The organism is Allgaiera indica (genome assembly GCF_900106675.1).
GTDB classification, from domain to species: Bacteria; Pseudomonadota; Alphaproteobacteria; order Rhodobacterales; family Rhodobacteraceae; genus Acidimangrovimonas; species Acidimangrovimonas indica.
Window position 1 is genome coordinate 108,595 of record NZ_FNOB01000010.1, and the last position, 25,098, is coordinate 133,692.

The following is a 25,098-nucleotide window of genomic DNA, read 5'->3' on the forward strand; positions in this document are numbered from 1 at the left end:
TGCTCATATGCGCCCCATGACCGAGCTTGACCGTATTCGCAACTTCTCGATCGTGGCGCATATCGACCACGGAAAATCCACGCTTGCCGACCGGCTGATCCAGCTGACCGGCACCGTCGCCCAACGCGACATGAAGGAGCAGATGCTCGACGCGATGGATATAGAGCGCGAGCGCGGCATCACCATCAAGGCGAACTCGGTCCGCATCGAATACCCGGCGAAGGATGGCCACACCTACATCCTGAACCTGATCGACACCCCCGGCCACGTCGACTTCGCCTATGAGGTCAGCCGCTCCATGCGCGCGGTCGAAGGCTCGCTGCTGGTCGTCGACGCAAGCCAGGGGGTCGAGGCCCAGACGCTGGCGAACGTTTATCAGGCGATCGACGCGGATCACGAGATCGTCCCGGTGCTGAACAAGATCGACCTGCCGGCGGCCGAGCCCGACCGCGTGAAGGAGCAGATCGAGGACGTGATCGGTATCGACGCCTCGGACGCGATCCCGATCAGCGCGAAATCCGGCATGGGCATTCCCGACGTGCTGGAAGCGATCGTGCAGCGCCTGCCCGCGCCGAAGGGCGACCGCGACGCGCCCTTGAAGGCGATGCTGGTCGATTCGTGGTATGATAGCTATCTGGGTGTCGTCGTGCTGATCCGGGTGATGGATGGCGTGATCCGCAAGGGCGACACGATCCGCATGATCAAGACCAAGGCGACCTACAAGCTGGACAAACTGGCGGTGCTGAAGCCGCAGATGGTGGATATCGCAGAGCTGGGCCCGGGCGAGATCGGCGTCTTCACCGCCTCGATCAAGCAGGTCCGCGACACCCGCGTGGGCGACACGATCACCCATGAACGCGCCCAATGCGCCACCGCCCTGCCCGGCTTCAAACCCGCGCAGCCGGTGGTGTTTTGCGGCCTTTTCCCTGTCGACAGCGCCGAATTCGACGCCCTGCGCGACGCGATCGAGAAGCTGGCGCTGAACGATGCAAGCTTCAGCTACGAGATGGAAACATCGGCCGCGCTGGGCTTCGGCTTCCGCTGCGGCTTCCTGGGGCTGCTGCATCTGGAGGTCGTGCGCGACCGGCTGGAACGCGAATACGATATCGACCTGATCACCACGGCGCCCTCGGTCGTCTACCATATCCACATGCGCGACGGCGAGATGCGCGAATTGCACAACCCCGCCGACATGCCCGACCTGACCCTTGTCAACCATATCGAGGAGCCGCGCATCAAGGCCACGATCATGGTGCCCGACGACTATCTGGGCGAGGTGCTGAAGCTGTGTCAGGACCGGCGCGGGATCCAGCTGGATCTGACCTATGCGGGCAGCCGCGCGATGGTGGTCTACGACCTGCCGCTGAACGAGGTGGTATTCGATTTCTACGACCGGCTGAAGTCGGTCACCAAGGGCTATGCGTCGTTCGATTACCAGATCACCGGCTACCGCGAGGACGTGCTGGTGAAGATGTCGATCCTGGTCAATGACGAGCCGGTCGACGCGCTGTCCTTGATGGTGCACCGCGACCGGGCCGAGATGCGCGGCCGCGCGATGTGCGAGAAGCTGAAAGAGCTGATCCCGCGGCATATGTTCAAGATCCCGATCCAGGCGGCGATCGGTGGCCGGGTGATCGCGCGCGAGACCATCGCGGCGCTGCGCAAGGATGTCACCGCGAAATGCTATGGCGGCGACGTGACGCGCAAGAAGAAGCTGCTGGAAAAGCAGAAGGCCGGCAAGAAGAAGATGCGTCAGTTCGGCAAGGTTGAGATCCCGCAGCAGGCCTTCATCAACGCGCTGAAGATGGATGACTGACGGCGCCTGCGGCCGGATGCCCGGCGGCGCCCAGGTGACCGCCTACAGCCGGATGACCGAGATCAGCCGGCCGTAATCGGCCTCGCCCCGATGGGTGGTGCGGCGGTAGGAATAGAACCGCGCCGGATCGGCATAGGTGCAGTGGCGCGTCCATTCCGCCGCCCCCACCCCGGCGGCGCGCAGCCGGTGCAGACCGTAGGCGGGCAGATCGAACTGCACCCGATCCCCGGCACCACCGGCAAAGAAGCGCGCGTTGGCGGGATCTTCGGCCAGGAAATCCTCCATCAACTCGGGGCCGACCTCATAGGCGGCCTGGCTGATCGCGGGGCCGATCACCGCGCGGATGTCTCCGCGCCGCGCGCCCAGGGTTTCCATCGCGTCCAGCGTGGCCTCCAGCACGCCGCCCAGCGCCCCGCGCCAGCCGGCATGGGCCGCACCAACCACCCCGGCCCGCGCATCGGCGAACAGCACGGGCTGGCAATCGGCGGTCAGGATGCCCAGCGCCAGCCCCGGAACCCGCGTCACCATCGCGTCGGCGCGGGGCCGATTGTCGCCTTCCGGCGCGGGCTTCGGCGCTTCCGTCAGGGTCACGACGTCGGCGGAATGAACCTGGTTGATCGTCACCAGGGCCTCGGGCGCGACCTCCATCGCCGCGGCGACCCGGGCGCGGTTCACCGTGACCGCAGAAGCCTGATCCGAAGATCCCGGCCCGCAATTCAACCCCTCGAAGATCCCCGAGGAGGCCCCGCCACGGCGGGTGAAGAAGCCGTGGCAGATGCCGGCGAGACTGGGCGAGGTGATGATTTCCAGGGTCATGATCACGCTGATGTGGTCTTTGCGGCGGGCTCCAACCCGGGTGGCAGGCTCTGGCCGGGCCTGGCCAGACCCAGCACCTTGAAGAGCCTTCCCATTTCTTCCACGGCGGTCAAGCGCCGCGTGGCGGCGCGATGCGCCTCCAGCGCGGGGCCGCTCAGCCGCTGGGCAAGGATCTCGGCCCGCTGCCCGATCCCCAGACGGGCCAGCCAGGCCCCCTGTTCCGTCAGGCCCGACGCCGCCAGCCGCGGGGCGGCCAGGCGCAGCGCCTCGAAATCGACATGCGCGGTCAGGTCGGCCTCTCCGGGATGGGCCAGCGGTGGGTCACTTTCGCGTGCCCGAAGGGCCTGCAGCGTATCGCCCAGCGAATGCCAGCCGCCGTAGTCGATGATCAGCGCGGCCCCGCCACGGGCGCACAGCCGCGCCTCGATCGCGTGCATCACCGGCACGGCGGCGGGGCAGGTCTCGATCAGATCGCCCTCTTGCGTGTCTTCCAGCCGGCGGGCCAGCGCCGCGGGCGCCACCGTATCGGACAGGCCGAAACGCAGCCCGCCCCCGGTATCCAGGCCAACTAGCCGCTCGCGCCAGGCGCTGCCGGCACGCTGGAACTGGCGAATCGGCAGGGCATCGAAGAATTCGTTGGCGATCAGGTAAAGCGGCGCCTCGGGCAGGCTTTGGGCGCTGTCATGCCATTCGGGCGCGGCCTGGCCCAAGGCCTGCGCCTGGGCCGCCCGCAGGCGCGGCGAGGCCTCGACCAGATGCAGGCGCAGGGCGGCATGAAACCCCGGCACGCCCCGCGTCGCGCGCAGGATGTCGGCCATCAGCGTGCCGCGCCCGGGGCCCAGCTCGGCCAGGGTGAAGGGCGCGGGCGCGCCCTGGTCCAGCCAGCATTGCGCCAGCGCCAGCCCCGCGAGTTCTCCGAACATCTGGCTGATCTCGGGCGCGGTGATGAAATCGCCCTGCCGGCCGAACGGCTCTTGCGTGGTGTAATAGCCATGCGCGGGATGCAGCAGGCATTCCGCCATGTATTCGGCCACCGGAATCGGGCCATCCGCCGCGATGCGCCGCGCCAGGATCTGCGTAAGCGGAGTCACCCCGCCCGGCGCCAGTAGCTGCGCCACAGAAAGAAAAGCCCCACGATGATCATCGGCAGCGACAGCACCTGTCCCATCGACAGCCCGCCCAGGCCGTGACCGAACTCGACCACATTGCCCATCGGATCGGAAATGCTGCGGAATTCCGGATCGGCCTCGCGGAAGAATTCGACGATGAACCGCGCAATGCCGTAGCCCGTCAGGAATACCCCCAGCAAACGCCCGGCATGCTTCAGCGCGCCCGTGCGCCAGGCAAGATACAGCAAGATCGTCCCCAGGATGACGCCTTCCATCCCCGCTTCATAAAGCTGCGAGGGATGGCGCGTGCAGACCCCCACCCAGCCGGGGCCGCAATTCGACGCCGCCGGCCCGGGAAAGGCCACCGCCCAGGGCACATGGCTGGGCAGGCCCCACAATTCGTTGTTGATGAAGTTGGCGATCCGCCCCAGCATCAGACCCGGCGGCGTGGCCACCGCCAGCGCATCGGCGGTCTGCAAAAGCGGGATCTTGTGATGCCGGCAGAACAGCGTCACCGCCAGCATGACACCCAGCAAGCCGCCATGGAACGACATGCCGCCATGCCAGACCTGGGGGATCTGCCAAGGATGGGAGAAATAGAAGGCCGGCTCGTAGAACAGCACGAAGCCGGTGCGGCCGCCCAGCACCACCCCCAGAATCACCCAGGTCAGCAGGTCCTCGACCTGACGCGGCTGCATCGGTGAGCGGTCTCCAGGCCAAAGGCGCGGGTGCTTCACCAGCGACACCACGATCCGCCAGCCAATGACGAGGCCCAGAATATACGCCACCGCATACCACCGCAGCGAGAAGCTGGCCCCGAACAGGTGAATGGTGAACACGATGGGAGAAATGTCGGGAAAGGGGATGTAATGTTGCATGTCACCTCCGTCTGCGCCTGGTTGAATAGGTTTGCCCGGCGAAGTCAACCTTGAGATTCCGGCGCATGCGGCCCATATGGAGACAAGCGTTACCGGAGGCCCCGATGCAGACACGCAACAAGATTCTCGACGACTTCTCGCAACTGATGACAAATGCGATGGGGGTGGCCCAGGGCGCTCGCACCGAAGCCGAAACCGCGATGAAGGGTCTGATCGACCGCTGGCTGGCCGACCGCGACTTCGTCACCCGCGAGGAATTCGACGCGGTGCGCGCGATGGCCCAGAAGGCACGCGAGGAGAACGAGGCCCTCAAGGCCCGCCTCGATACGCTCGAAGCAGCGGCCGGACCCGCCAAGTCCTGAGCCCGACCCCCTTATCCACTTCTCCACTTCGCCTTGGCGAAAATATTCCGGGGGGTCACAGGGGGGCAGCGCCCCCCTCGCCCGGGCCGGACCGGCGCCCCCCCCCTGGGGGCGCTCCGTCAGATGCGGGAAACGGCCGCGCCGCGCTACATCGCCTCCTTCACCCCGGCACGGATGAGCATCAGGTTGGTCGGCCAGGCCGTCAGCAACCCCGCCCCCATCGCGATCTGCATCGCCAGCCAGAAGGGCGGCGAGGCCGGGATCAGCGGCGCGCCGATCAGGTCGGGGAAGATCCAGAAGTGAAAGAGCCCCATCGCGCCGTACATCCCCACCTGCCAGGAGATCAGCGACAGCGTATCGGCCTTCAGCGCCTCGATGATGCCGCGCCACGGGGACAGACCACGCATCGGCACGATCGCGAAATACTGGAAGACGATCCCTAGGATGAAGGCCAGAACGAAATCCAGGCCCCAGGCGGCAAAAATGCGTTCCGGCCAGAAACCCGGATAGCCGAACGGCACCAGCAGCACCGGCCAAATCGCGGCACTGCCCTCGGCCAGGATATCGCCGAGCGAGCAGCCTGCTCCGCAATGCAGTGCCCCCTTGGTCACTGCGGCGGCATCCGGGTCGCGGCCATCACTATCGTGGCTACCATGATCGCCACCCTCGGGCGCGCGGCCATGGCGCAAGTAGAAGGCGATCAACAGCGGCCCGCCGAACAGCGCGGTCAGCGGCCAGACCGCGTTCATGATTGCCATCGGCGGCGGACGACGGCGCAGGTCGCCCACCAACCATATCGCCGAAGCCACGCCGACGAGGATGGTCAGCCAGGACAGAACGGTAAGCCAAATCGGTGTCATGCGGTGGTCCAACAAGAAATGAGGTTTTGCTGCGTCTGCCCCGGCCCCCTGGGGAAAGGGCCGGGGCGCGTCGTGCTGGGGACAGTTAGCACCTAGACGCAGTCCGGACAGGCATGCCGGATGTCGAGAAAACGCAAGCCGCCGGGATCGGTTCCGACCAGCGTTGAAAAATACCGCGCAACCATGGCGCGCAGACCCGACCAAGACCCAAGGCAGATCGTCGAACGAGGCCGCTTCGGTGCCGGCGCGGGCACCCGGCTGTCGCCGCGGGACCGGCGCGCCCCAGCCCCGCGCCTGGCCGATGCGGCGGCAAGGCTTGCCTTCGCAGCCCCGGCGGGGATGATGGGTCCGACGATCGGGCAAGTGCCGATCTCGCGACAAGGCCCCATGGATGACCCGATCGAAATTGCGCCTGTTGATGATCTTCGCAACGACACTGGCCCTGACGGCCTGCGGCTTTTCCGGCGTGTCGGGCCCGTCGTCGTTCTTCTGATCGCCGCGCGTTCGGCCGCTGCCCTAGCGCCCCTTGCGCTTCTTCGGCTTGCCGCGCATCCCTGCACGACCTGCGGTCGAGCGGCCCGCGGCGGCGCTGGCGGCCTCGACCGCGGCCTCGACCGCGGATTGCCGCGCCAGCGGGTCGTCCGCGATCGCTAGGTCCACCGCTTCCAGGCGCTTGATCTCGTCGCGCAGGCGCGCCGCTTCCTCGAACTCCAGGTTCTCGGCGGCGGCGCGCATCTTCTCGCGCAGGCCGTCAAGATGCGCCTCCAGATTGGCGCCATGCATCGGCGCCTCGACCTGAGCGGTGACGCGGCTCATGTCGGTGTCGCCCTGCCACAGCCCGGCCAGCACATCGTCGACGTTCTTTCGTACCGTCTCGGGGGTGATGCCGTGTTCCTGGTTATAGGCGATCTGCTTGGCGCGCCGGCGGTTGGTCTCGTCCAGCGCGCGCTGCATCGAACCGGTGATGCGGTCGGCATACATGATCACGCGACCCTCGGCATTGCGCGCCGCGCGCCCGATGGTCTGGATCAGCGAGGTTTCCGAACGCAGGAACCCCTCCTTGTCCGCATCCAGAATCGCGACCAGTCCGCATTCGGGGATGTCGAGCCCCTCGCGCAGCAGGTTGATCCCGACCAGCACGTCGAAAGCGCCCAGCCGCAGGTCGCGCAGGATCTCGATGCGCTCGATCGTGTCGATGTCGGAATGCATGTAGCGCACGCGGATGCCCTGTTCGTGCAGGTATTCGGTAAGATCCTCGGCCATGCGCTTGGTGAGCGTCGTACACAGCGTGCGCATGCCCCGGTCGGCCACCGCGCGCACCTCGTCCAGCAGGTCGTCCACCTGCATCTCGACCGGACGGATCTCGACCTGCGGGTCCAGAAGGCCGGTGGGCCGGATGACCTGTTCGGTAAAGACCCCCCCCGTGCGATCCAGTTCCCAGTTCGAGGGCGTGGCCGAGACGAAGACCGACTGCGGGCGCATCGCATCCCATTCCTCGAATTTCAGGGGCCGGTTGTCCATGCAGGACGGCAGCCGGAAGCCGTGTTCGGCCAGCGTGAACTTGCGCCGGTAGTCGCCACGATACATGCCGCCGATCTGCGGCACCGAAACATGGCTTTCGTCGGCGAAGACGATGGCATTGTCGGGGATGAATTCGAACAGCGTCGGCGGCGGCTCGCCCGGCGCGCGGCCGGTGAGGTAGCGCGAATAATTCTCGATCCCGTTGCACACGCCGGTGGCCTCCAGCATCTCCAGATCGAAGCTGGTGCGCTGGTCGAGGCGCTGCGCCTCCAGCAGCTTGCCCTCCTTGGTCAACTGGTCGAGGCGCTCGCGCAGCTCCTTCTTGATGCCGACGATCGCCTGCTGCATCGTCGGGCGTGGCGTGACGTAGTGGGAATTCGCGTAGATCCGGATCTGCTTGAATTCGTCGGTCCGGGCGCCGGTCAGCGGATCGAACTCGACGATGGTTTCCAGTTCATCCCCGAAGAAGGAAAACCGCCAGGCCCGGTCTTCGAGGTGCGCGGGCCAGACCTCGATCACGTCGCCCCGAACCCGGAAGGTGCCGCGCTGGAAGGCGGCGTCGTTGCGGCGGTATTGCTGGGCGACCAGTTCCGAGATCACCTGGCGCGGATCATAGGCCTCGCCCGCCACCAGATCCTGGGTCATCGCCGAATAGGTCTCGACGCTGCCGATGCCGTAGATGCACGAGACCGATGCCACGATGATCACGTCGTCGCGTTCCAGCAGCGCGCGGGTGGCCGAATGGCGCATCCGGTCGATCTGTTCGTTGATCTGGCTTTCCTTCTCGATGAAGGTGTCCGAACGCGGGACATAGGCCTCGGGCTGGTAGTAATCGTAGTAGCTGACGAAATATTCCACCGCGTTGTCGGGGAAGAAGCCCTTGAATTCGCCGTACAGCTGGGCGGCCAGGGTCTTGTTCGGCGCCAGGATGATCGCCGGGCGCTGGGTTTCCTCGATCACCTTGGCCATGGTGAAGGTCTTGCCGGTGCCGGTGGCGCCCAGAAGCACCTGATCCTGCTCGCCCGCCTGCACACCCGCCACCAATTCGGCGATTGCGGTGGGCTGATCGCCCGCCGGCTTGAACGGCGTCTGCATGATGAAACGACGCCCACCCTCCAGCTTGGGGCGTGTCAGCACGTCGGGGCGCAGGGCGGGGGCGTTGGTGTTGTTGTGCGGCATGGCGATTCCCTGGGGCTTCCCCCAATCTGGTCCGTTTTTGTTCCGGCGCAACCCCGGGCAGGCATGCGGCGGTGATGCCGGGCCGCCGCGGGGCTTGCACAAGCGACGGGTTTTGCCGATAACCGCACGGTACGACTTGCGAGGAATGCCATGCGTGCACGCATCTATCAGCCCGCCCGGAATGCGATGCAATCCGGTCTGGCCAAGACCCATCAGTGGGTGCTGGACTTCGCCCCCGAAAGCCCGCGCGGGATTGACCCGCTGATGGGCTGGACCTCGTCGCCCGACACCCAAAGCCAGGTACGGCTGCGCTTTCATAGCCGTGAAGAGGCCGAGGAATACGCGCGCGAGCACGGGATCGATTATGTCGTCGTCCCGCCCCATTCACGCAAGGCCAACATCCGCCTGCGCGGCTACGGCGAGAATTTTGCCAGCGACCGGCGCGGCGCCTGGACACACTGACCTGTAAATCCGGATCAAGTTGCGGCGGAACGGGGCTCAAGATCCGGCGAAGCCGCTCGGATCAGCAGATTCCGTAACGCTTTGGCCACTCGCATCCGGATCCCGATACCTCTGCGCCGATCGACCCGCGCACAGAAGGACACCACAGGGCGGCCCCTCCCGGTCGCCCGTTTCATTTCCAGGGCCGGCCATGACCATCACCCATCTCGTCACCCATTCCGGCGGCTTCGACGCGGACGAGCTTCTTTCGTCGGTGATCCTCACCCGCCTCTACCCCGGGGCGGAACTGGTCCGGTCGCGCGATACGGCATGAATCACGCCGGGCGAAGGCAGGATCATCTACAACGTCGGTCGCGCCTATGATGCCGCGGCCGGGATCTTCGATCATCACCAGCGCCCCAACCCGCTGCGCGAGGACGGGCAGCCCTACAGCTCCTTCAGGCTGATCTGGAAACACTTCGGCCACGCCTACCTGCGCGCGCTGTCGGTGCCCGAGGCGGACCTGGAGATCATCCACAATGCTTCGAGCAGAGCTTTGTCCTGCCGGTGGATCTGATCGACCACGGAGCGCTGGAGCCGTCGGTCGCGGGGCCATTGGCAGGGCTGACCCTTCCGGTGCAGCTGGAGACCCTGAAGCCCGCCTTCGACAACCGCGGCGACGAAGCCGACGACGCGGCCTTCGCCCATGGTCAGGCCACGGCGCCAGATGATTGGCTGGACACCCAGACGCTGGCGCAAATTCTCAACGCTTCCGAAATGCTCGGGACCGTCCGTGAGCACGGGCATGATGTCTGGCCAACGAAGTTGCCGCCCGAGAAGGGTGAAGAGGCCGTCGACATCGGTTTTTCCATCTATCGCGAGGGGCCGCTGGCCGCCACCGAAGCGCTCGACACCATTCATGGAGCCTCATCCGCGGCCGCTGTAGAAGCTGGCCCCCTCGCCTACTACGGGCGCCTGTTCGATTGGCTGGATCGCAGGAGCAACGCCATCGACCTCCGTCCGATCCGGGACATCTTGCGGAAGCACATCGCCCGGAACTTCGCGATTGAGCCGGGCGCGACCGTGCTCGGGGAAGAGATTACCTGCCGGTGATCCTACACGCTGCAAGGCGTGAACGAAAAGCTCAACATGGACCGCCGCCGGCTGGCCCGGCTGCTTCAGCGACTGGGCAAGGTTCCAGCGGGGGCGACCGATCGTGAAAGCGGCAACATGATTTTCGATGCTGCCGCAACGCTGACTCTGATCGAGGTGTTCCAGTCGGCGGTCAGTTTTCACGATCTGTCGGGATACCTCGGCGCCAGCAAGCGCCAAGTCGAAACCCTGTACCGTGCAGACGTTCCGGAACCGATCATCCCGGCGGCCAGGCGTCGCAGCGGCGCTATACAATCGGCCCCGTTGCTCATGCGCCGGCGGGTCGGAGGCGGCGTCGACATGGGGCAGAGCTAACATATCGGATCCGCAGCGCAAATCTGCATGACAGACAAGTACGGCAACGCCTACCAAGTTCGGAAATTTCATAAAAACGATTGCGCAAACGTTTTTCTAGGAGCATTTTCGAGTTGAAGGCACGCGGGGAGGACAGCGGAAGCTTTCCGAAGGGGGGACAGATGAAGAGATCGGGGATCCTGAATCCCGCGCTCTGCCAGGTGCTCGCCAGCATGGGGCACACCGATTCAATTGTCGTGTGTGATGCCGGCCTGCCGATACCGGAAGGGCCCGAACGCATCGACCTGTCCGTCTGTCCCGGCCTTCCCGCGTTCCGGGACGTCCTTGCCGCGATCGCGGCCGAACTGCAGATCGAGAAGGCCCTTACCGCCTGCGAATTCGAGCCCCAGAACCCGCAGCTTTACCACGAGACGGTTTCGCTGCTGAAGGCGCAGGAGGCGGCGCAGGGCGCGCCGATCGCACTGGCCCGGATCAGCCATGAAGAGTTCAAGCGCATGACACGGACGGCACGCGCCATCGTGCGCACGGGCGAATGCACGCCCTTCGCCAACGTGATCCTCTATTCCGGCGTGCCGTTTTGAGCGGCCGCTTCAGCAACAGGAGGCAGGCATGACCAAAGTCCTTCTCGAACTTCGGAATATTTCGAAGACGTTCGGGGATGTACGGGTGCTCGATCGTGTTGGCCTGCGGGCAAGGGCCGGCCGCGTGCTGGGGCTGGTGGGCGAGAACGGGGCCGGGAAATCGACCCTGATGAAGATCGTCTCGGGAATTCACCGGCCCGATCCCGGCGGCGAGATCCTTCTCGACGGTGCGCCTGTCGCCATCGCGTCCCCGCGCCGGGCGATGGATCTGGGGATTGGCATCATCCATCAGGAACTCAATCTTCTGCCGGGCCTATCGGTGGCGGAAAACATCTTCCTCGGCCGCGAGCCGCGCCGCACCTCCGGCCGCATCGACTGGCGTGCGATGCGCGATGCCGCCGCAGAACTGCTCAGGTCGCTCAAGCAGGACCATATCGACCCGCGCCTGCTGGTCGGGCGGCTTGGCGTCGGCGCGCAGCAGATGGTCGAGATCGCCCGGACGCTGTCGCAGCGCGCCGAAGTCATCATCATGGACGAGCCCACCGATGCCTTGACCGATGTCGAGACCAAGATCCTGTTCGATGTGATCCGCCATCTGAAATCCGACGGAAAGGCGATTATCTACATCTCGCACCGGCTGGGCGAGATTTTCGCCGAATGCGACGATGTCGCCGTGCTGCGCGACGGGCGTCTGGTGCATGAGGGCCTTGTCGCCGACCTGACCGAGGGGCAGCTGATCCACCAGATGGTCGGCCGCGCCATCACCGATCAATACCCCTACGAAGCACAGCCGGCCGGCCCGGTGCGGCTTGAGGTGCGGAACCTCGTGGCCCCGGGGGTCGCGGGCGTTTCATTCACCGCCCATGCAGGCGAGGTGGTCGGCTTCGCCGGCTTGATGGGCGCGGGCAGGACCGAACTGGCGCGGGCGATCTACGGCGCCAATCGTCTGAGGTCGGGCAGCGTGCTGGTCGATGGCAAGGCATGCCGGCTGCGCCGCCCCCGCGACGGCGTGCGCGCAGGCATCGCCTATGTCACCGAGGACCGCAAATCCGACGGGCTGATCCAGCCCCATGCGATCCGGACGAACATGGCGCTGAGCGCATTGCCGGCCCTGTCGCCGGGCGGCATGGTTCGACGCGCCGGGGAACGCGCGGTGGTCGCGGATTACATGCGCCGCTTCGCGGTCAAGGCGCCGGATATGGAGGCAGAGGTGCGTACCCTCTCGGGTGGCAACCAGCAGAAGGTTTCCCTGGCGAAATCTTTGCTGACCCAGCCGAAGGTCGTGATCCTCGACGAGCCGACGCGCGGCGTCGACGTCGGCGCACGCCGCGAAATCTACACCCTGATCAACGAGATGAAGGCGCGAGGCATGTGCATTCTGCTGATATCCTCCGACATGCCCGAGCTGCTGGGCATGTCGGATCGCATCCTCGTGCTGTCGCGGGGCCGTGTGACCGGCGCCTTCGCGCGGGACCAGGCCAGCCAGCACGCGATCATGGAGCGCGCCGTCGCGTGAACGACAAGGACCCCACCGCCATGGACACCAGCTCCCCCGCTTCTCCCGCAAACGGCAGCACCGCGATCGCCGCCAGGAATCCGCGTCCTGGCACCGTGCTGCGCACGCTTGCCGCCCAGAAGTCGCTGCTCGGACTTCTGGCCCTGATGGCCGTCATCTCGGTCCTCAGCCCGCATTTCCTGACCACCGAGAACCTGCTGATCATCCTGCGCCAGACCTCGATCAACGCGATCATCGCCTTCGGCATGACCTTCGTCATCCTCACCGCCGGGATCGACTTGTCGGTGGGCTCGATCTTGGCGCTGACCGGGGCAGTCTGCGCCGCGCTGATCGGCGCGAATTTCAGCCTGCCCATCGTCCTGATCGCGACCCTGGCGCTTGGCGCCCTGCTTGGCGCCGTCAGCGGGCTGATCGTCTCGGTCGGCCGGGTGCAGCCTTTCATCGCCACGCTGGTCGCGATGACGGTGCTGCGCGGTGCGACGCTGGTGTTCACCGCGGGCCGGCCGATCGACGCGGGCGAAGGGGCAGCGGCCGATGCGTTCTGGCATATCGGCGGGGGATATCTCTTTGGCGTGCCGGTGCCTGTGATCCTGACTGGCGTGGTCTTCCTGATCTGCTGGTTCGTGCTCTCGCAGATGCGCTTTGGCCGCTACGTCTATGCCGTCGGCGGCAGCGAGCAGGTCGCCCGCCTTGCCGGGATCGACACCGGCCGCATCAAGGTGGCGGTCTATGCCATCTCGGGGCTGCTGGCCGCACTCGCCGGCATCGTGCTGACCGCGCGGCTGCAAAGCGCGCAACCCACCGCCGGAACCTCCTACGAGCTTGACGCCATCGCCGCGGTGGTGGTCGGCGGTACCAGCCTGATGGGCGGGCGCGGCACCCTTTTCGGTACCCTCGTGGGCGCCCTCATCATCGGCGTGCTCAACAACGCGCTCAATCTGCTGGATGTCTCGTCCTACTACCAGATGATCGCCAAGGGCGCCGTCATCCTACTTGCCGTGCTGGTCGACAGCCGCGGCAAGGCAACGAACTGACCCGAAGAAACGCATCCAACGGAGGAGATTGATCATGCGTAAGCTTCTTGCTTTTGCCGCCACCGCGGCGCTTCTGGCCGGGGCCGGCACCACCGCCCAGGCCGCCGAGAAACTGGCCCTCGTCATCTCGACGCTGAACAACCCGTTCTTCGTCTCGCTCAAGGACGGGGCGCAGGCGCAGGCCAAGAAGATGGGCTTCGACCTGATCGTATTGGACAGCCAGAACGACCCCGCCAAGGAATTGTCGAACGTCGAGGATGTGCTGAACAAGGGCATCAAGGCGCTGCTCATCAACCCGACCGATTCCGACGCGGTGAAGGCAGCCGTGCGCACCGCCAACCGCGCCCATGTGCCGGTAATCACCCTCGACCGCAGCGCCAACGGCGGCAAGGTCGCGACCCATATCGCCTCGGACAACGTCGCCGGCGGCAAGATGGCCGGTGACGAGATCATCAAGCTCCTGGGCGGCAAGGGCAAGGTGGCCGAGCTTCAGGGCGTGCCGGGCACCTCGGCCGCGCGCGACCGCGGCAAGGGCTTCCACGAGGCGATCGCGGCGGACAAGGGGATCGACCTGGTCGCCAGCCAGCCTGCCGATTTCGACCGCACCAAGGGTCTGAACGTGATGGAGAACATCCTTCAGGCCCACCCCGATATCCAGGCCGTCTTTGCCCAGAACGACGAGATGGCGCTAGGCGCGCTCAAGGCGGTCGAAGGTTCGGGCAAGAAGATCTACATCGTCGGCTTCGACGGCACCGATGACGGCATCAAGGCGGTCAAGGCCGGCACCATGGCCGCCACCATCGCGCAGCAGCCCGAGCGGATCGGCGCGCTGGGGGTCGAGGCCGCCGCCAAGATCCTGAAGGGTGAGAAAGTCCCTGCGTTCACGTCGGTTCCCCTCAAGCTGATCACCAAGTAGGGTCATCGCGACCCCTGCGGTGCCGGTCCCTGCCGGCGCCGCCTTTTATCCCGAGGGCCATGAAACACCACGTCACGATCAAGGATGTCGCGCGCGAAGCCGGGGTGTCGAACAGCACCGTCTCGCATGTCGTCAACGGCACCCGCTTCGTCTCGTCCGAGACGGCCGAACGCGTGCGCGCGGCGATCGCGCGGCTGGGCTTCGCGCCGAGCGGTGTCGCGCAGGCGCTCAAGGGCCATCGCACCCGTACCATCGGGATGATCGTGACATCTTCGACCAACCCTTTCTTCGCGGCGCTGATCCACGGTGTCGAAGCCGCCTGTTTCACCCATGGCTACAGCCTGATCCTGTGTAATTCCGAGGACGACCGAGACAAGGTGCAGGGTTACCTCGCCACCTTGCGCGCCAAACGCATCGACGCGCTGATCATCCTGTCGTCGAACCAGCAACCGGGCCTGACCGCCGAGCTGGCCCGGGCGTCCGGCGTGCCGACCGTGGCGCTCGACGACGAGGATGCAGCCCCGGCCTCCACGATCGCCGACGACAGTCTGGCCGGCGGCACCCTGGCCGCCGCCTATCTGGCGGGGGGCGGGTTTCGCCGCATCGCCTGCATCACCGGCCCGCTGGAACACCCCCGTTCGGCCATCCGCTTCAGGGGTTTCACCGAGGAGCTGGCGCGCCGGGGCATCCCCTTCGACCCGGCGCTGGCCATCGCCTCGGAGCCGGATGTCGCGGGCGGCGACCGCGCCATGCGCGCGCTTCTGGCCCTGCCGCCCGCGAGACGGCCGCAGGCGGTGTTTTGCTTCAACGACGTCATGGCGGTGGGCGCGCTCAGCGCCGCCTATCAATGCGGGCTCGAGGTACCCGGCCAGATCTCGGTCATGGGTTATGACGACATCGAGATCGCGGCCTTCACCGCGCCGCCGCTCACGACCATCCGTCAGCCAGTGTCGGAACTGGGCCATCGCGCCGCCAGCGTGATTATCGACCACCTCGAAACCGGCGCGGCGATGCCCGAGCGCACCCGGCTCGCCCCGGAACTGGTCAAGCGCAGCTCGGTGCGCCAAGTCGCCGCCACCGAAGAATGAGAATGCTCGCCCTCGGCGCCGACGAGGCCGACTTCACCAGCCTTGGCGCGGCACGTCGCCAATACCTGCGGCCCCGTCGCATAGCCCCGGCGCGACACCTCCGACTCCGCCATCAGGCTATCTGATGGCGAGTCGCGGCTGGGGGCCAAGGGCATCCATCCGGGCTTTCGCACAACAGCGCGCTGTGCCTCGCGCCAGCAGGCGGAGAGCGGGCGGGTCCGGGCTTCCTGTGAAGCCCCTTCCCGGAACTTCGCGATCGAGCCGAGCCCCCCATACCTGTGAAAGAGGTCATCATCCGGCGACCCGCGCATGAACGCCCCACGTCAGCGAGGGCTATCGACCGCTTTCCATGACAACCAAGATCAGCGCCTCGCCGCCGAGCGCCTCGTAGGAATGCGCGATATCGGCGTCGTAGCGGAAATAGTCGCCAGGCCCAAGTTCGGCCTTCCCCCCCGCCGGGCCGAGCCTTACCCGACCGTTGCAGACGAAAGCATGCTCGACGGTGCCGCGCGGATGGGCTTCGGCCTCGCGGACCGAACCCGGCCGAAGCCGTACGCGGTATAGGTCGCGCCGCCGATCGGGGGGACATTTGTCCAAAAGCACTGTCGCCAGGCCCGCTTCTCCCGCCGTCAGTTCCACTCCCTCTTCCACGCGGATAAGCTGGCTGTGGGTCGACGCGCTTTCGAACAGGGCGCTGAACGGAATCCCGAGCGCCGTCGCAATCGCCCAGAGTGTTTCGACGTTCGGGTTGCCCTTGCCGGATTCAAGCTGCGAAAGCGTCGATTTGGCCAGGTTGGCCCTGGCGGCCAGGGCGGAAAGGCTCATCTGCGCAAGCGCGCGCTCGCGGCGGATGGCATCCGCGATGATGGTGGTCGGTTTCTCGGGCATCGTTCGCAATAGTAGACTATCGTTCGCCTTGACGAACGCCTTCTGACATGCTCACCATATCGAACGCTGTTCATCGTGACCAGAGACTCCGACATGACGCTTCGCCAGCCAACCGCAGACGCCCGTGCAGAGTTTCTGGCCGGGCTGCGCGACATCACGCCGCTTACCTTCGGCGTAGCGGTCTATGGGCTGGCCTTCGGGCTGATGGCGGGGCAGATCGGCATGGGCGGCGCGCAGACCGGGGCGATGGGGTTGCTCGTGTTCGCGGGCGCGGCGCAGATCGTCGCGGTCGAGCGGCTGGCCTCGCATGCCGGGCCCGCGCTGGCGATCGCTGCGGGATGCGCGCTGAACCTGCGCATTCTGCTGATGACGGCCTCGGTGCGCGCCGAATTCGCCGGACGGCCCTGGTGGCAGGTGGCGCTGGGCGTGCATCTGACCTCGGACGAGAACTGGGCCCTGATGCATGCCACCCGCCGAAGCCGGCCCGTGGGCTACTGGTATCTTGTCGGTGGCGGCATCAGCCTGATCGTGATGTGGGTGCTGGTGACGGGCCTTGCCGCCGAATTCTCGGGCCTCTTGCCGGACCCTTCGGCGCTTGGCCTCGGTTTCGCCTTTACCGCGGCCTTCATCGCGATCGCGCGCAACCTGTGGCGGGGGCGAGGCGATCTCTTGCCCTGGATGGCATCGGCCTGTCTGGCGGCCGCGCTGGGACTTTTCGCCCCGATCGATCCGTCCTGGGCGCTGATTGCCGGGGGGCTGGCCGGGGCCGCCGTGGCGGGGGTGCGCGGCTGTGACTAGCGCCTGGATCACCATCGCGGGCCTTGCCGCCGGCACGTTCACGATCCGCCTTTCAGGCTATCTGCTGGGCGCGCGCCTCCCGGCCTCCGGCCCCTGGGCGCGGGCGCTGAAGGCACTGCCGGGCAGCCTGATCGTCGCCCTTCTGACGGTGCTTCTTATTCAGGGCGGCCCGGCGGAATGGGTGGCCTCCGCGATCGCCCTCGCGGTTGCGCTGGCAACTCGGAACTTGCCGCTCACCATGTTGGCCGGGCTTGTTGCGGTCGCGGTTGTCAGGAATGCGCTGTAAAATAGTTCCGAAGCATTCCGGCCGCGCGCCCGACGACGCCACCGCAGAAAATTCACCCACGTTCCGTGCCCCGGGTACAGCGGTATGGACGATAATGCCATCCGCCGGACGACTTCGGATGAGACCATTTGAGGCCCCGGCCCGTTCCCCAACGACGATGCCAGAACGCGAACCCCGTTCGGCGGATGCGTCGTTTGGCAAGCCCCCGGGCTTGCGGGATCTCGTGCAGGGGTTCTGCCGCGCTTGATCAGCTGATTAAAACCCGGACTTCCAAGATGGTGATGGTACGCTGCGATCGCAGCACATTTCGCACGAATGTGATTCCGGTTTCCAGACTGCACCATCGCGAACTGGACAAGCGTGCCGCCGGGCGCCACACTTCCGCCGAACCGCCCCGATCCCGCCGACCGGGGCGCAATCATTCACCGGTTCTGACAACAGGAGCGTTTGTCATGAATTTCCTGCACGCCGCAAAGGCGCTGTCCATCGCGCTGGCGCTTGCGGCCCCGGCTCTTGTGTCGTCTGCCTATGTCGCCCCGGCATGGGCGGCCGCCGCGACCCAGACACAGGCCACCCGGGTCGAGACCGAGCTGGCTCGATATTTCGACAATGTCCCTGGGGTCGTTTCGGTCACCCCGGACGGCGATCACTACAAGCTGCGCATAGATCCGGGCCCGCTGCTGGCCCAGCTTCCGCCGGAGGTGAAGGTCTCTTTGCCGGTGCTGACCTATCGCCTGACCGATCAGGGCGGCGGGCTGTGGGGGCTGGACCTGGCCGAACAGCCGCTTGACATCGCGATCGACGCCAAGGGCCTGACGACGCAGAAGATCTCGATCGCGTCGCTGTCCTCGACCGGCACCTTCGACAGCGCGCTGAAGCTGTTCCGCTCTTCCACCCTGGACGCCAAGGGGATCGTCTACAGCGCGACCTCCTTCGACAAGGGCAAGCAGGTGTCGAAGGTCGATTACACGATCCGGTCGGCGCAGTCGCAAAGCCATGGCGCGGCCGGCTCCGAGGGGGCCGTGAACTTTTCCAACAAGATGCAGCTTGCCGGGCTGACCCAGACGATCATCGTGCCCGCCGGGCCGGTCCAGGACGGCACGCCGCCGCAAACGACCACCTTGCAAGTGACCGCCAAGACCATGACCCAGGACACGAAGGCGCAGGGGCTGCGCTGGTCTGGCATGCTGGCGCTCTACCACTGGTTCCTGGCCCACCGCACGCAGGCCGAACTCGAGACCTCCAAGACCGAACTCGCCGGGCTGATCCGCACCGCGCTGCCGATCTTCGATCATTATGGCGCCGATGCGCAGCTTGACGACGTGTCGGTGGAAACCCCGGTCGGCACGGTCGGCGCCGACAAGGTTCGCTTAGCACTTGGCGCGAATGGCGCGGTCGCCGACGGAAAGTTCGGCGAAACCGTCAGCATCGAGGGGCCGCACCTGCCGGAAGGGATCGTCCCGCCCTGGGCGGTGCCTCTGGTCCCGCAGACGCTTTCGCTGAATTTCGACGCCAGCCAGTTCGACCCGGCCGCCGCAGCGAAGATCCTGCTGAACGCGCTGGAGGCCGGTACGACGTTGAAAGGGCCCGCCGCCGAAGAAAAGCTGACCCATGCGCTTCTGCCCAACGGTCGGGTAACACTCGGGACCCGCCAAAGTGAGGTGACCGGCAAGAACTATGCGCTGTCGCTGACGGGTTCGGCCCAGGTCGGGCCGCCGCCGGCCAAGCCTGATCTGGACTTCACCGTGAAGATGACCGGGTTCGACGCGGTTCTGAAAGCGCTCGACGCCTTCCCGCCGCCGATGAAGCAGCGCGCTATACCGATGCTGATGTTGGCCCGTGGCTTCGGAAAGGCCGAGCCGAATGGCGATCTTACCTGGCAGATCACATCCTCTGCCGAGGGTCATCTGCTGATCAACGGGCAAGATATGGGCCCGATGAAGTGACGGCCAGCAAACGACCGGCCGGGCTGCCGGAGGGCGCGGTGGCATCTGCCGCGCCCGTCGCCGGGCCAGTGATCACACGCGGCGACCCGCTGTCGGAGGGTGTGGCGCGGCTGCTGGCGCGGCATGTGGCGCTGATGAGGGCAATCTCGCCGCCCGAAAGCGTTCATGTGCTCGCGCCTGCCGATCTGGCCGGGCCGGATATCGCCTTCTATACCATGCAAGAAGGCGAACAGGTGATTGGCATGGGCGCGCTGAAGCGCCTGCCGGGCGGTCATGGAGAGATCAAGTCGATGCATGTGGCGCAAGAGGTCCGCGGCCGTGGGCTGGCACGGCGGATGCTGGAGCACCTGGTCGCCGAGGCGCGCGCCATGGGCCTGACGCGGCTGAGCCTGGAAACCGGTGCCGAGCCCGAATTCGCCCCGGCGCGGGCGTTGTATGCGGCGGCGGGTTTCCGGATCTGCCCACCCTTCGGCAATTATCGCGACGACCCCAACAGCGTGTTCATGACGTGTGACTTGTCCTGACGGCAGCGGGGCGGTCGCCTGGCAGATCAACCCCAGGACTGAACGCGGTGCCCTAGGCGCGCCCCCGCATCGCGTGCCAGGCCCGGTCCAGCGCCTCGCGGTGCTGGGGGGCGGCGATGGCGATCATGCGGCGCGCGCGGGCCTCGAACGGCTGGCCGCGCAAATCCGCCACGCCATGTTCCGTGACGAAGACATCCGCGTCCGAACGCGCGCAGGTGACTGTGCCGACGCGCGCCACGATCCGGCTTTCGCCGCCCGCCGTCACCGACGGCAGCGCGATGATCGCCCGCCCCCCGGCCGAGGCCTGCGCGGCGCGCTGGAAATCCACCAGCCCGCCGACGCCGCCCAGATAGCGCCCGCCAACGGCCTCGGCGCCGATCTGGCCGGTCAGATCGACCTCAAGCGCGGAATTGATCGCATGGACCCTGGAAAGCGTGGCGATCGTGGCCAGATCGTGGGTGATCTCGGGACCCGCCAGACGGAACGCGCGGTTGCCGTCGACATGGTCGTTCAACCGCCGCGTGCCCATTGCGATGCCGGCGATGCTGATGCCCCGGTCGTGTTCCTTGCGGGCATTGGTCAGCGCGCCGCTTTCGACCAGATCGACAAGCCCGTCGCCGACCACGCCGGAATGAAGCCCCAGATCGCGATGCCCGGCAAGCGCGGCGCAGATCGAATTCGGGATCGTCCCGATGCCCAGTTGCAGCACCGCGCCGTCCGGCACCAGCGCCGCGATATGCGCCGCGATCGCGCGCGCCGTCGCATCGGGCGGCGGCACCGGCAATTCGACCGGTCCAGTCTCGGCCCGGGCCAGCGCGGCCAGGGGCAGATCGGCGGGGAAATCGCCGCCATGGCAGGCCGGCATCCCCGGCTGATGCTCGCCCAGGATGCAGCGTGCCCGCGCCGCTGCCTGAAAGATCAGATCCCGCGCCAGCCCCAGGTTCCAACCCGCGCGCTCGGGCGCCGGGCGCAATTGCAAAAGCGCCACGTCGGCACGCAGTCGCCCGGCCTCGATCTCGCGGCCAAGCGCACTGAGATGCGCGGGAAAGACCGAAATCCGCCCGGCCCGCGCCAGGGCGGAAAGCCGGCCCATCGCGCCGTAACTTTCCAGTTGTATGCTGTCGGGCAGGCCCTGCGCGAAGGTGTCGGAATAGATCGGCCCGACGAACAGGCGTACCTGTGGTAAAAGGCCGGCGCGCGCTTCTTCCAGCAGGCGCCTGAGCAGCCCGCGAGGCTCGGCCGTGGCCTGACCGGCGAAGATCCGGTCGCCTGGCCGAAGGTGTGGGACGAAGGAGAAATCGGAAAGCGGCTGGATCTTCATCTCTTTCGCCCCCCGTTCCCCGGTTGAAGACGCCGGTGCAAGCCGGACCTGGCCCGGATCTGGGCCGACACCCGGCCTGGCGGAGGCAACAGGATGCCCCTCGACGCAGCGAAGTCAAGCGGCGGGGCCGAATCGATCCGCATTCGTTCTAGGCCGCGGCCATGGCTTGACCGGGGCGCCCGAAGGTCATCGGGCGACTCCGATATCACATGCGCGTGAGACCGCAGCTTTAGGGCGGGCAAAAAACCCGCAAAACACATAAACGGCCGCCATCCCTTGCGACGAAGCTATACCTTAGCTACGGGATGATAGCGCTACCGGAGGATGGAGTCCGCGGGTTGTCCTTCTCACGAAAGCCGCCCAAACGCCCGGGGAACAGGGTGATACAGACCCGCTTCAGGAGGAAAGAATGGCTGCAAGATCACTGGAGAAACCGAAATCCGACCTGACGCGCAAAGCGCGCGCAGGCACCGCCCTTGCCGGCTCGGCCGTGCTGGCGCTGGCATTGTCGGGCCTCGCCGCGAACGCCGCGACCGGCCTGACCGCCAACTCGTTCACGCCCGACTTCTCGGCGATGGCGCAGTTGAAGGACGTGGTCGCCAAGGGCAAGGGCAAGATCGCGGTGCTGCTGCCCGAAACCACGACCTCGGCGCGCTATACCTCGTTCGATCAGCCCTATCTGGAGGAGGCCTTCTCCAAGGCCGGGCTGTCGAAGGACGACTACATCATCACCAACGCCCAAGGCTCGGAATCCGATCAGCTGACCCAGGCGCAGACCGCGATCTCGCAGGGCGCGACGGTGCTGCTGCTGGATCCGATCTCGTCGGGTTCGGGCGCGGCGGTGGAAAAATACGCCAAGGCCCATGGCGTTCCGGTGATCGACTATGACCGCCTGACCCTGGGCGGCAACCGCGACTATTACGTCAGCTTCGACAATGTCGAGGTCGGCCGGCTGATCGGCAAGGGGATGGAACAGTGCCTGGCGGCCTGGCATGTCAAGAAGCCGGACATCCTGGTGACGGCCGGCGCCGCGACCGACAACAACGCGACGCTGTTCAAGAAGGGCTACATGGAAGTCCTTGGGCCGAAGTTCAAATCCGGCGCCTACAAGAACGCGGGCGAACCGGCGGGCACCTGGGATCCGGCGCGCGCGCGGACCACGTTCGAGCAGCAGTTCACCGCGCACAATTCCATCAACGCGGTGGTCACGCCGAACGACGGCAACGCCAACGCGGTGATTTCCTACCTGAAATCGCTGAAGGTGCCGCCGCACCGCTTCCCGACCACCGGCCAGGACGCGACGCTGACCGGCATGCAGAACGTGCTGACGGGTTATCAATGCGGCTCGGTCTACAAGCCGATCTATCTTGAGGCACAGGCTTCGGTCGCGCTGGCAGTCTATCTGCGCGCCAAGATGGCACCGCCGGCCGGGCTGGTGAACGGCAAGACCATGGACGGGCAAGAGAAGAAAGAGGTGCCTTCGGTGCTGCTGACGCCGATCTGGGTGACGCCGAAGAACATGGCCGCGACCGTGGTCAAGGACGGCTTCGTCAAGCCCAAGGAGCTTTGCGCCGGCGATGTGGCGAAGGCCTGCAAGGCCGCCGGTATCAAGCCGTAACCAAAGATGGCTGATCCGAAGACGACCGGATCCGGCCCCGATCAGGCGCAGCAGGCCCCCCTGCTGCGCATCCGGGGTCTGGAGAAGCATTTCGGCGCCGTCCAGGCCCTGGGCGGTGTCGATTTCGAAGTCTACCCCGGTCAGGTGACCGCGCTGGTGGGCGACAACGGCGCCGGCAAGTCGGTGCTGACCAAATGTATCGCCGGCATCCACGAGGCCGATGGCGGCGAGATCCTGTGGGAGGGCCAAACCGTCCGCATCCGCAGCCCCCGCGACAGCGCCGCGCTGGGAATCGAGGTGGTCTATCAGGACCTGGCGCTGTGCGACAACCTGGACGTCGTGCAGAACATGTTCCTGGGGCGCGAGCGCCTGTCGGGCCGGGTGCTGGACGAGGACGCGATGGAACGCGCCGCCGCCGAGACACTGGCGGGCCTGCGGGTGACCACGCTGCGTTCGATCCGGGCGCCGGTGGCGGCGCTGTCGGGCGGGCAGCGCCAGTCCATCGCCGTCGCCAAGGCGGTGATGTGGAACTCGAAGCTGGTGATCTTGGACGAACCCACCGCTGCGCTGGGCGTCGCCCAGACGGGTCAGGTGCTGCAACTGGTGCGGCGGCTGGCCGATCAGGGCCTTGCGGTTGTAATGATCTCGCATAACCTCAACGACGTCTTCGCCGTCGCCGACCGGATCGCGGTGCTGCGCCTGGGCAGGATGGCGGGTCAGGGCCCGGTCGAGGCGTTCGACACCCAGCGGGTGGTGGAACTGATGACCACCGGCGAATCCGATCACGTGGTGGCGCCCGGTCAGGCGACCGCTGCGCCGTCGATCGCGCATGAAAACGCGCGAGAAAATGCCGAGGCGCTGGCGTCGGGCGCGGGCAAGGCCACGACGGCGGTGGTCGGCGCGGGGCGCGAGGAAAGCTTCGGCCAATACCTGCGCGGCGTCTGGTCGAAGGTTCTGGCCGGTCAATCGGGCGTGCTGCCGGTGGTGCTGGGGGTGATCCTGATCGCCATCCTGTTCCAAAGCCAGAACGACAAGTTCCTGTCCTCGGGCAACATCGTCAACCTGCTGGTGCAGGGCGCCGTCTTCATGCTGATCGGCATGGGCGAGGTCTTTGTGCTGCTCCTGGGAGAGATCGACCTGTCGCTGGGCTTCGTCGCGGGGATCGGCGCCACGGTGGCGACGATCCTGGTGCAGCCTTCGGTCGCCTGGCCCTGGTGGGCCGCGATCCTGGCCGCGCTGCTGGCGACCGGGGCGCTGGGCACGATCCAGGGTCTTCTGATCACCAAGCTGCGGCTGCCATCCTTCGTGGTGACGCTGTCGGGACTTTTGGGTTTTCAGGGCCTCATGATCCAGCTGCTGGGCCAGGGCGGGACCATCCCGATCCAGAGCCAGACCATCAACAACCTGTCGAACGGCACGCTCAGCCCCGCGATGGGCTGGGGGCTGACGGCGGTGGTGCTGGCGGTCTTCGCGGTACTGACCTTCCTGCGCGACGCCAAGCGCCGGTCGAGCGGCCTGGTCGCCCCGCCGATGGGGCTGACGCTGACGAAGATCGGCGTCGCGATCGTCGCGGGCGTGGTTCTGGTGCTGATCTCGAACGCCAATCGCGGTGTGCCGGCCTTCCCGCTGAACGGCATGCCTTGGGTGATCCCGATCGTCTTTGCCGTGCTCGCGGTCTGGAGCTTCGTTCTGGGACGGCTGCGGTTCGGTCGCTACGTCCTGGCGATCGGCGGCAATGCCGAGGCCGCGCGGCGCGCGGGGATCAACCTGAGCCGGATCCGCATGGCGGCGTTCACGCTGGCCGCGGCGACGGCGGGGCTGGGGGGCATCATCTATGCCTCGCGCCTGCAGTCGATCTCGACCAGCTTCGACGGCGGCACGATCGTGCTTTACGTCGTGGCGACCGCGGTGATCGGCGGCACCAGCCTGTTCGGCGGGCGCGGCCATCCGCTGCATGCGGTTCTGGGCGGCGTGGTGATCGCGGCAATCGTCAACGGCATGGCGCTGCTGGGTCTTCCGGCGGCAGTGCAGCTGATGGCGACCGCGCTGGTGCTGCTGGCCGCGATCACGGTGGACGTGGTGGTGCGCCGCCGGGGCGAGACGGCGCGCTGACATCGGCCGGGGCGCCCTGAC

General features: G+C 66.5%; 22 protein-coding genes and 1 pseudogene. 16 read left to right on the forward strand and 7 right to left on the reverse strand.

The features are described from left to right. Positions 1-16 precede the first annotated feature (16 nt). Complete coding sequence (gene lepA, locus BLV97_RS11055; protein WP_035846078.1) at positions 17-1,816, forward strand: translation elongation factor 4; 1,800 nt, start codon at positions 17-19, stop codon at positions 1,814-1,816. A 42-nt stretch (positions 1,817-1,858) separates the two neighbouring features. Here the strand turns inward: lepA and pgeF are convergent, their stop codons facing one another. The 3 genes from pgeF to lgt are packed head-to-tail and all read right to left on the reverse strand — an operon-like array spanning position 1,859 to position 4,619. Continuing rightward, entirely contained in the window at positions 1,859-2,632 is a 774-nt protein-coding gene (gene pgeF, locus BLV97_RS11060) for a peptidoglycan editing factor PgeF (RefSeq protein ID WP_092164066.1), read from the reverse strand. Positions 2,633-2,634: 2 nt separating this feature from the next. Continuing rightward, positions 2,635-3,723 carry a class I SAM-dependent methyltransferase gene (locus BLV97_RS11065; RefSeq protein ID WP_035846071.1) on the reverse strand — a complete coding sequence of 363 codons (1,089 nt, stop codon included), beginning with the start codon at positions 3,721-3,723 and terminating at the stop codon, positions 2,635-2,637. Beyond that, positions 3,720-4,619, reverse strand: a complete 900-nt coding sequence (gene lgt, locus BLV97_RS11070; protein ID WP_035846052.1) for a prolipoprotein diacylglyceryl transferase — start codon at positions 4,617-4,619, stop codon at positions 3,720-3,722. The genes BLV97_RS11065 and lgt overlap by 4 nt, the downstream gene beginning before the upstream one ends. A gap of 104 nt (positions 4,620-4,723) precedes the next feature. Here lgt and BLV97_RS11075 point away from each other — a divergent pair, with 104 nt between their 5' ends. After that, positions 4,724-4,981 carry an accessory factor UbiK family protein gene (locus BLV97_RS11075; protein ID WP_035846050.1) on the forward strand — a complete coding sequence of 86 codons (258 nt, stop codon included), beginning with the start codon at positions 4,724-4,726 and terminating at the stop codon, positions 4,979-4,981. A gap of 146 nt (positions 4,982-5,127) precedes the next feature. Here BLV97_RS11075 and BLV97_RS11080 read toward each other — a convergent pair whose 3' ends face one another. Together BLV97_RS11080 and uvrB are read right to left on the reverse strand one after the other, a co-directional pair. Beyond that, positions 5,128-5,841 carry a DUF4396 domain-containing protein gene (locus BLV97_RS11080; RefSeq protein WP_035846048.1) on the reverse strand — a complete coding sequence of 238 codons (714 nt, stop codon included), beginning with the start codon at positions 5,839-5,841 and terminating at the stop codon, positions 5,128-5,130. Between the two features lie 516 nt (positions 5,842-6,357). Next, positions 6,358-8,541, reverse strand: a complete 2,184-nt coding sequence (gene uvrB, locus BLV97_RS11085; protein ID WP_035846046.1) for an excinuclease ABC subunit UvrB — start codon at positions 8,539-8,541, stop codon at positions 6,358-6,360. A 150-nt stretch (positions 8,542-8,691) separates the two neighbouring features. Here uvrB and BLV97_RS11090 point away from each other — a divergent pair, with 150 nt between their 5' ends. From BLV97_RS11090 to BLV97_RS11125, 8 genes and pseudogenes are all read left to right on the forward strand, one after another. Continuing rightward, a complete protein-coding gene (locus BLV97_RS11090) occupies positions 8,692-9,003 on the forward strand; it encodes an ETC complex I subunit (protein ID WP_035846042.1) in 312 nt (103 codons plus the stop codon). Between the two features lie 190 nt (positions 9,004-9,193). Further along, positions 9,194-9,684: pseudogene (locus BLV97_RS21575) on the forward strand (MYG1 family protein); the annotation flags it as partial. Positions 9,685-10,113: 429 nt separating this feature from the next. Further along, positions 10,114-10,449, forward strand: coding sequence for a hypothetical protein (locus tag BLV97_RS11100; RefSeq protein ID WP_035846040.1), 336 nt, complete (start codon positions 10,114-10,116; stop codon positions 10,447-10,449). Positions 10,450-10,610: 161 nt separating this feature from the next. Then, positions 10,611-11,030: a D-ribose pyranase gene (gene rbsD, locus BLV97_RS11105; RefSeq protein WP_035846038.1), complete on the forward strand. Its 420-nt coding sequence runs from the start codon at positions 10,611-10,613 to the stop codon at positions 11,028-11,030. A 28-nt stretch (positions 11,031-11,058) separates the two neighbouring features. Then, entirely contained in the window at positions 11,059-12,546 is a 1,488-nt protein-coding gene (locus tag BLV97_RS11110; RefSeq protein ID WP_035846036.1) for a sugar ABC transporter ATP-binding protein, read from the forward strand. Between the two features lie 20 nt (positions 12,547-12,566). After that, positions 12,567-13,580, forward strand: a complete 1,014-nt coding sequence (gene rbsC, locus BLV97_RS11115) for a ribose ABC transporter permease (RefSeq protein ID WP_081825177.1) — start codon at positions 12,567-12,569, stop codon at positions 13,578-13,580. A 34-nt stretch (positions 13,581-13,614) separates the two neighbouring features. Further along, positions 13,615-14,496, forward strand: coding sequence for a ribose ABC transporter substrate-binding protein RbsB (rbsB, locus tag BLV97_RS11120; RefSeq protein WP_035846034.1), 882 nt, complete (start codon positions 13,615-13,617; stop codon positions 14,494-14,496). Between the two features lie 59 nt (positions 14,497-14,555). Then, a complete protein-coding gene (locus BLV97_RS11125; RefSeq protein WP_035846032.1) occupies positions 14,556-15,584 on the forward strand; it encodes a LacI family DNA-binding transcriptional regulator in 1,029 nt (342 codons plus the stop codon). Between the two features lie 333 nt (positions 15,585-15,917). Here the strand turns inward: BLV97_RS11125 and BLV97_RS11130 are convergent, their stop codons facing one another. After that, the gene (locus tag BLV97_RS11130) at positions 15,918-16,472 is read right to left on the reverse strand and encodes a helix-turn-helix domain-containing protein (RefSeq protein WP_035846030.1); all 555 of its coding nucleotides are present in this window, start codon (positions 16,470-16,472) and stop codon (positions 15,918-15,920) included. 93 nt (positions 16,473-16,565) lie between these two features. Here BLV97_RS11130 and BLV97_RS11135 point away from each other — a divergent pair, with 93 nt between their 5' ends. The 4 genes from BLV97_RS11135 (at position 16,566) to BLV97_RS11150 (ending at position 20,026) form a co-directional block, all read left to right on the forward strand. Further along, positions 16,566-17,270, forward strand: coding sequence for an AzlC family ABC transporter permease (locus BLV97_RS11135; protein WP_035846028.1), 705 nt, complete (start codon positions 16,566-16,568; stop codon positions 17,268-17,270). Beyond that, positions 17,263-17,556, forward strand: a complete 294-nt coding sequence (locus BLV97_RS11140; protein ID WP_035846026.1) for an AzlD family protein — start codon at positions 17,263-17,265, stop codon at positions 17,554-17,556. Before BLV97_RS11135 ends, BLV97_RS11140 begins: the two co-directional genes overlap by 8 nt. A gap of 452 nt (positions 17,557-18,008) precedes the next feature. Next, the gene (locus BLV97_RS11145; RefSeq protein ID WP_035846023.1) at positions 18,009-19,502 is read left to right on the forward strand and encodes a hypothetical protein; all 1,494 of its coding nucleotides are present in this window, start codon (positions 18,009-18,011) and stop codon (positions 19,500-19,502) included. A gap of 38 nt (positions 19,503-19,540) precedes the next feature. Then, positions 19,541-20,026 carry a GNAT family N-acetyltransferase gene (locus BLV97_RS11150; protein ID WP_373296458.1) on the forward strand — a complete coding sequence of 162 codons (486 nt, stop codon included), beginning with the start codon at positions 19,541-19,543 and terminating at the stop codon, positions 20,024-20,026. A 52-nt stretch (positions 20,027-20,078) separates the two neighbouring features. Here BLV97_RS11150 and BLV97_RS11155 read toward each other — a convergent pair whose 3' ends face one another. Beyond that, on the reverse strand, positions 20,079-21,347 hold the full coding sequence (locus BLV97_RS11155; protein WP_035846021.1) for an acetyl-CoA hydrolase/transferase family protein: 1,269 nt from the start codon (positions 21,345-21,347) through the stop codon (positions 20,079-20,081). Between the two features lie 409 nt (positions 21,348-21,756). Here BLV97_RS11155 and BLV97_RS11160 point away from each other — a divergent pair, with 409 nt between their 5' ends. Beyond that, complete coding sequence (locus BLV97_RS11160; RefSeq protein ID WP_051646281.1) at positions 21,757-22,965, forward strand: sugar ABC transporter substrate-binding protein; 1,209 nt, start codon at positions 21,757-21,759, stop codon at positions 22,963-22,965. 6 nt (positions 22,966-22,971) lie between these two features. Further along, positions 22,972-25,077, forward strand: coding sequence for an ATP-binding cassette domain-containing protein (locus BLV97_RS21200; RefSeq protein ID WP_176992648.1), 2,106 nt, complete (start codon positions 22,972-22,974; stop codon positions 25,075-25,077). Positions 25,078-25,098: the final 21 nt, after the last annotated feature.

Bases quoted from the DNA above. Each gene is read 5' to 3' on its own strand.
- lepA (WP_035846078.1), top strand. From the start codon at position 17: ATGACCGAGCTTGACCGTATTCGCAACTTCTCGATCGTGGCGCATATC.
- pgeF (WP_092164066.1), bottom strand. From the start codon at position 2,632: ATGACCCTGGAAATCATCACCTCGCCCAGTCTCGCCGGCATCTGCCAC.
- lgt (WP_035846052.1), bottom strand. From the start codon at position 4,619: ATGCAACATTACATCCCCTTTCCCGACATTTCTCCCATCGTGTTCACC.
- BLV97_RS11075 (WP_035846050.1), top strand. From the start codon at position 4,724: ATGCAGACACGCAACAAGATTCTCGACGACTTCTCGCAACTGATGACA.
- BLV97_RS11080 (WP_035846048.1), bottom strand. From the start codon at position 5,841: ATGACACCGATTTGGCTTACCGTTCTGTCCTGGCTGACCATCCTCGTC.
- uvrB (WP_035846046.1), bottom strand. From the start codon at position 8,541: ATGCCGCACAACAACACCAACGCCCCCGCCCTGCGCCCCGACGTGCTG.
- BLV97_RS11090 (WP_035846042.1), top strand. From the start codon at position 8,692: ATGCGTGCACGCATCTATCAGCCCGCCCGGAATGCGATGCAATCCGGT.
- rbsD (WP_035846038.1), top strand. From the start codon at position 10,611: ATGAAGAGATCGGGGATCCTGAATCCCGCGCTCTGCCAGGTGCTCGCC.
- BLV97_RS11110 (WP_035846036.1), top strand. From the start codon at position 11,059: ATGACCAAAGTCCTTCTCGAACTTCGGAATATTTCGAAGACGTTCGGG.
- rbsC (WP_081825177.1), top strand. From the start codon at position 12,567: ATGGACACCAGCTCCCCCGCTTCTCCCGCAAACGGCAGCACCGCGATC.
- rbsB (WP_035846034.1), top strand. From the start codon at position 13,615: ATGCGTAAGCTTCTTGCTTTTGCCGCCACCGCGGCGCTTCTGGCCGGG.
- BLV97_RS11125 (WP_035846032.1), top strand. From the start codon at position 14,556: ATGAAACACCACGTCACGATCAAGGATGTCGCGCGCGAAGCCGGGGTG.
- BLV97_RS11130 (WP_035846030.1), bottom strand. From the start codon at position 16,472: ATGCCCGAGAAACCGACCACCATCATCGCGGATGCCATCCGCCGCGAG.
- BLV97_RS11135 (WP_035846028.1), top strand. From the start codon at position 16,566: ATGACGCTTCGCCAGCCAACCGCAGACGCCCGTGCAGAGTTTCTGGCC.
- BLV97_RS11145 (WP_035846023.1), top strand. From the start codon at position 18,009: ATGAATTTCCTGCACGCCGCAAAGGCGCTGTCCATCGCGCTGGCGCTT.
- BLV97_RS11155 (WP_035846021.1), bottom strand. From the start codon at position 21,347: ATGAAGATCCAGCCGCTTTCCGATTTCTCCTTCGTCCCACACCTTCGG.
- BLV97_RS11160 (WP_051646281.1), top strand. From the start codon at position 21,757: ATGGCTGCAAGATCACTGGAGAAACCGAAATCCGACCTGACGCGCAAA.
- BLV97_RS21200 (WP_176992648.1), top strand. From the start codon at position 22,972: ATGGCTGATCCGAAGACGACCGGATCCGGCCCCGATCAGGCGCAGCAG.